A 1,317-nucleotide genomic window follows, 5' to 3' on the forward strand; every position below is an offset into this window, starting at 1 on the left:
TGTGTTTTATTCCATATTTATTGGAGCATTTTTTATGGCGGATAATATTGAAGGAAATGCTCCTGGATTTGCTTTGCCGTTTATTTTTATCCACGCAACTTTTATGTTTGGAATTCCATACTTTTTTATGAGAAGAGGAGCTAAAAGAATGAAACACGAATTAGAACGCGAATTCTATTATATGACAAAAAAATAACGGCTTACAACACCTCATAAAATTTATGCTTACATTTAAACTAAATAACAAACCGACAAACATTCAACTAACGATTTGCTACGTCCGAAAAATCTCCGATTTTCCAGTCGCACAAATCATATAAAATCCCGTTGTGCAACATTAAAACAAACACTATGAAAAAGACATTTTTTTTACTCTTAGCTCTATTTTTAGCTTTAACATTTACCAATTGTGGTGAAAATCAAATTGATAAACCTAAAGATTTAATAAAATATTCCGTATTAAAAGAAGGCATCTCTGATACACCTATTAAAGTTCAAATATCAAGTGATATTTTAATTGAGGAAAAAGATAGTATTACAGAGGAAAAGTTAAAATCCCTTCTTAACTATCTTTATCAAGTTAAAATTAATCAAACAGGTTTTGATTATGGAGAAAATCCTAATACTATAGCTATTTACGCCTACACAAGTAAAAGTAAAGCAGAGAGCGGAAATGGACTATGGATTGCAATGATTTCAAAAATGTACGATGATAAAAACCCAAAATTTGATTTAAACGAAACACAATTCAAATCACTCAAAGAAATAAAAGAAAATAAGTGGAATTTAACTTATAATCAAAGAAAAGAGATTTGGAAAAAAATAATATTAGCTGAAAGAAAAGCTCAAAAAGACGCTGACATAAAATATTCTCTAACTGGAAGCAATGTTACTCAAGAAGTTATAGAAAACAATGTAACTTATATGAGAAAGCAAAAAGAAAAATACGAGAAGGAAATTATGTCTGAATCTAAAATAACAGAAGAAATACTTGAAAAAATTGGAATTGAGGGAATAACTAATGGCTGGGAATTTCCAAAAAAATAACGTTGCACAACAACGTGTATAATTCATTGCTAAATTTTGTCGTTTTACGACAAATTAAACTAAATTTAAACTCAGATTTCCATCACGATAAGTCTTACGACTAATCGCAACGAAATCATAATACTAAAACGTTGTGCGTTATATTGAGTAATAAAAACTAAATTTAAAATTGATAAAATGAAAAAGAACTTAATCTTAATTGGACTAATTATTGGAATGCATTTAACATCTTCTGCACAAGAAGTTACGTTGACTAAATCTGAATTGAAA

Annotated in this window: 2 protein-coding genes; both read left to right on the plus strand. The window is 28.5% G+C overall.

The features are described from left to right. The coding region (locus R3342_RS13470; protein WP_318938862.1) for a hypothetical protein at nucleotides 1–196 on the plus strand (196 nt) is incomplete at its 5' end. Nucleotides 197–351: 155 nt separating this feature from the next. Then, nucleotides 352–1,047: a hypothetical protein gene (locus R3342_RS13475; protein ID WP_318940885.1), complete on the plus strand. Its 696-nt coding sequence runs from the start codon at nucleotides 352–354 to the stop codon at nucleotides 1,045–1,047. The last annotated feature ends 270 nt before the right edge of the window (nucleotides 1,048–1,317 follow it).

The organism is Lutibacter sp., assembly GCF_033723435.1.
GTDB lineage: Bacteria > Bacteroidota > Bacteroidia > Flavobacteriales > Flavobacteriaceae > Lutibacter.

What these genes read in the sequence shown, in the direction of transcription:
- R3342_RS13475 (WP_318940885.1), top strand. Translation starts at nt 352, where the DNA reads ATGAAAAAGACATTTTTTTTACTCTTAGCTCTATTTTTAGCTTTAACA.